This window comes from Streptomyces sp. NPDC001714 (assembly GCF_042892755.1).
Taxonomy (GTDB): Bacteria; Actinomycetota; Actinomycetes; order Streptomycetales; family Streptomycetaceae; genus Streptomyces.
The window spans coordinates 1-4,642 of sequence record NZ_JBIAUL010000062.1; the positions used below are offsets into that span (position 1 = coordinate 1).

Consider the following 4,642-nt stretch of genomic DNA (forward strand, 5'->3'; position numbering starts at 1 on the left):
TCATCCACCAAACCCTCGACAACCCCACCACCATCACCACCCACCAACACCTCACCACCACCCTCGCCCACCTCCACACCCACGGCACCCCCATCGACTGGAACACCCTGTTCCCGGGAGCCGCCCGCGTCGATCTCCCCACCTACCCGTTCCAGCGTGTGTCGTACTGGGCGGTCTCGGGTGTGGACGCGGGCGATCTGGCGGCAGCCGGGCTGGACGCCCTCGGACATCCGCTGCTGGGCGCGGCCGTGGAACTCGCCGACGGTGGAGACCTGGTGCTGACCGGACGGCTGTCGCTCGCCACGCATCCGTGGCTGGCGGACCATGCGATCGCCGGTACGGTCACACTGCCGGGTACGGCCTTCGTGGAGCTGGCGCTGGAGGCGGGACAGCAGACCGGATACGTCTGCCTGGAAGAACTCACGCTGACGCAGCCGCTCATACTGACTGCGGACGGCTCGGTACAGGTCCAGGTCGTGGTAAGGCCGGACGACGGCAGCGGGGAACGCGCGGTGACGGTCGGTTCCCGCACCGATGTCGAGCAGCCCTGGACACCGCACGCGACCGGCGTGGTGTCCCGGACCGTGTCGCCCGAGCCCGGGACAGAAGCCGTGTGGCCGCCCGCCGGCGCGACGCCGGTGGACCTGACGGGTCTGTACGAGGACGAATTGCCGGAGAGGGGCTACCAGTACGGCCCGGCCTTCCAGGGGCTCGGCAGGCTGTGGCAGCGGGAGGACGTGCTCTTCGCGGAGGTCGAGCTGTCCGCCGAGCCACAGGAGCAGGCGGACCGGTTCAACCTCCACCCGGCCCTGCTGGACGCGGCGTTGCACGCCGTCGTCCGCGAGAGTTCGCTGCGCCTGCCCTTCTCCTGGGCCGGGGTCGGGCTGCACGCCACGGCGGCCGCCGCCCTCCGGGTGCGGATCACGCCCGCGGGCGAGGACGCGGTGGAACTGGCCGCCTTCGACCCGAGTGGCCGACCGGTGCTGACCGTACGGCGGTTGGTGTTGCGCTCCGCCTCGGAGCAGGCGTTGTCGGCATCGCGTTCGTCGGCATCGGACCAGTTGTTCACCGTGGAGTGGACTCCTCTGACGACGGCATCTGGTCCCGCTGCCCTCCCCGACGACGTGACGGTCGTCCGGATCGACGCCGGTGCGGAGACCGGGTCCGAACCCGTTGACGGCGCACGGTCCACGGTGCTGGACGCGCTGCGCGTGGTTCAGGAGTGGCTCGCGGACTCGGACGGGGCGGCAACCGGCCGACTGGCCGTGGTGACCGAGCGCGCGGTGGCGGTCACCGACGACGAGCGGCAGGACCTTCGTACCGCCCCGGTGTGGGGACTGCTGCGATCGGCGCAGAGCGAGAACCCGGGCCGGATCGTGCTGGCCGACCTCGACGGCAGCGAAGCCGCCGCCACAGCCCTGGCCCAGGCGCTCTCCGGCGACGAGCCGCAGGTGGCGCTGCGCGGCGGCACAGCGTACGCGCCCCGGCTGGTCCGCAGCGCGCGGCCCGCCGTCCCCGGCGCGACGTTCGACCCTGAGGGCACGGTCCTGATCACCGGGGGCACCGGCACCCTGGGCAAGTCGATCGCCCGCCACCTGGTGCGGGAGCACGGGGTGCGCCGTCTCCTGCTCACCAGCCGACGAGGGCCGGCCGCTCCCGGCGCCGGCGAACTGGTCGCGGAGCTGGCCGAGCTCGGCGCGCAGGTGGACGTGGCGGTGTGCGACACGGGTGACCGGTCATCGGTGGCGGCGGTCCTGGCGGCGGTGCCCGCCGAGCATCCGCTGACCGCGGTGCTGCACGCGGCCGGGGTGCTGGACGACGGTGTGGTCACCGCACTGACCGATGAGCGCGTGGCCTCGGTGCTGCGGCCCAAGGCGGACGGCGCCTGGTATTTGCACGAGCTGACCAGAGAGCTGCCGGAGCTACGAGCGTTCGTACTGTTCTCGTCGGTCTCGGCGGTCATAGGTAATCCGGGCCAGGCAGGCTACTCGGCGGCCAACACGTTCCTCGACGCGCTCGCCCGGCGACGGACGCAGGAGGGGCTGCCCGCGGTCAGCCTGGCGTGGGGACTGTGGGACGAGACGTCGGGCATGGCGGGCGGGCTCAGCGACGCCGACCGGGCGCGGATGGCCAGGTACGGTGTGGCTCCGCTGCCCGTCGCCGAGGGACTCGCCCTGCTGGACGCCGCGTTCGCCGCCGACCGCCCCGTTCTGGTACCGACGCGTCTTGACCTTCCGGCACTTCGGCGACGGGCCGCCACCGGGGACCTGCCGCCCCTCTTCTCCTCGCTCGTGCGCGGGCCCGTCCGCCGGACGGCCGCCCCGGCGGCGAGCGGATCGGCCTCGGGCCTGGCAGCGCGGCTGATCGGTATGCCCGAGGAGGACCAGCTGACCGAGGCGCTGGAGATCGTACGGGCCACGACGGCGTCCGTGCTGGGCCATGCCTCCTCCGACGGACTCGACAGCGCACGGGCGTTCAAGGAACTCGGCTTCGACTCGCTGATGTCGGTCGATCTCCGCAACCGGCTCAACCAGGTCACCGGTCTGCGCTTGCCCACGACCCTCGTCTTCGACCATCCGACCCCCGACTCGGTGGCGGCGCTGGTGCGTGCCACCGTGGCCGGGGACCTGCCGGCCGGGCAGGAACCGGCGGCGGTGCGGGCCACGGGCGGCGACGACCCGATCGCGATCGTGGCGATGGCGTGCCGTTACCCGGGCGACGTACGGACGCCCGAGGACCTCTGGCACCTGGTCACCTCGGGCACCGACGCCATCTCCGGGTTCCCGACCGACCGGGGCTGGGACGTCGCCGAACTCTACGATCCCGACCCCGAGCACACCGGGACGAGTTACAGCAGGCACGGCGGCTTCCTGCACGGCGCGGCCGACTTCGACCCGGACTTCTTCGGTATCAGCCCGCGTGAGGCGCTCGCCGTCGACCCGCAGCAGCGGCTGCTGCTGGAGACCGCCTGGGAGGCCTTCGAACGCGCCGGCCTGCGTCCCGCGACCCTGCGGGGCAGCCGCACCGGAGTGTTCACGGGTGTCATGTACGACGACTACGGCTCCCGGCTGCGCCCCGCCCCCGAGGGCTTCGAGGGCTACATAGGCAACGGCAGCATGCCGAGTGTGGCGTCGGGTCGGGTGGCGTACACCTTCGGCCTGGAAGGCCCCGCCGTCACCGTCGACACCGCCTGCTCCTCCTCCCTCGTCGCCCTCCACCTCGCTTCCCAAGCCCTCCGCAACGGCGAATGCTCACTCGCGCTCGCCGGCGGCGTCACCGTCATGGCCACACCGGCCACCTTCATCGAGTTCAGCCGGCAGCGGGGGCTGTCCCCCGACGGCCGCTGCAAGCCCTTCGCCGCGGCCGCCGACGGCACCGGCTGGGGCGAAGGAGCAGGACTCCTCCTCCTGGAACGCCTCTCCGACGCACGCCGCAACGGCCACCCCGTCCTCGCCCTCGTCCGCGGCTCCGCCGTCAACCAGGACGGCGCCTCCAACGGACTCACCGCACCCAACGGCCCCGCACAACAACGCGTCATCCACCAAGCCCTCACCAACGCCAACCTCCAACCCACCGACATCGACGCCGTCGAAGCCCACGGCACCGGCACCCGACTCGGCGACCCCATCGAAGCCCAAGCCCTCATCGCCACCTACGGCCAGAACCGCGAACACCCCCTGCACCTGGGCTCGCTGAAGTCCAACATCGGCCACACCCAAGCCGCCGCAGGCGTCGCCGGCATCATCAAAATGATCCAGGCCATGCGCCACGGCGAACTCCCCAAGACCCTCCACATCGACCAGCCGACACCCCACGTCGACTGGGCCGAGGGCAACATCGCCCTGCTGACCGAGCACACGTCGTGGCCCGACGTCGACCGCCCTCGCCGCGCCGCCGTCTCCTCCTTCGGCATCAGCGGCACCAACGCACACGTGATCCTCGAACAGCCGCCGCAGCCGAGCACGGCTCCGTCACCCTTGGCGCCTCACCCGGCCGTGGCCTGGCCGCTCTCGGCTCGGACCGAGGAGTCGCTTCGTGAACTGGCCGGTCGTCTGCGCTCCTTCACGCGGGGCACCTCACCGGCGGACATCGGCCACACCCTGGCGACCGCCCGGACCGTCTTCGAGCGACGCGCGGTCGTCGTCGGCGAGACCGAAGAGGATCTGAACTCCGCGCTCGCCGCCCTGGCCGACAGCACGTCGTCCGCCGGACTGATCGAGGGTACGGCGGTGGGCTCACCGAAGGTGGCGTTCCTGTTCTCCGGACAGGGCTCACAACGGCCCGGCATGGGACGGGAGTTGTACGACACCTACCCCGTCTTCACCGAAGCCCTCGACGAAGTCTGCGCACTCCTCGACCCCCACCTGCAACACCCGCTCCGGGAAGTCATGTTCGGCGACGACACCGAACTCCTCGGACAGACCCTCTACACCCAGACCGCACTCTTCGCCTACCACACCGCCCTCTACAAACTCCTCAACAGCCTCGGCGTACGACCCGACTACCTCGCCGGACACTCCATCGGCGAGATCTCCGCCGCCCACGCCGCAGGCGTCCTCACCCTGCCGGACGCCACCCGACTGGTCGCCGCCCGCGCCACCCTCATGCAACAACTCCCGCCCGGCGGCACCATGATCGCCAT

Annotated in this window: 1 protein-coding gene; it reads left to right on the forward strand. The window is 71.6% G+C overall.

Going from position 1 to position 4,642, the window contains the following annotated elements; genetic code table 11:
• Positions 1-4,642, forward strand: a 4,642-nt coding sequence (locus ACFY0P_RS52020; RefSeq protein ID WP_388929510.1) for a type I polyketide synthase, incomplete at both ends; no start/stop codon positions are given.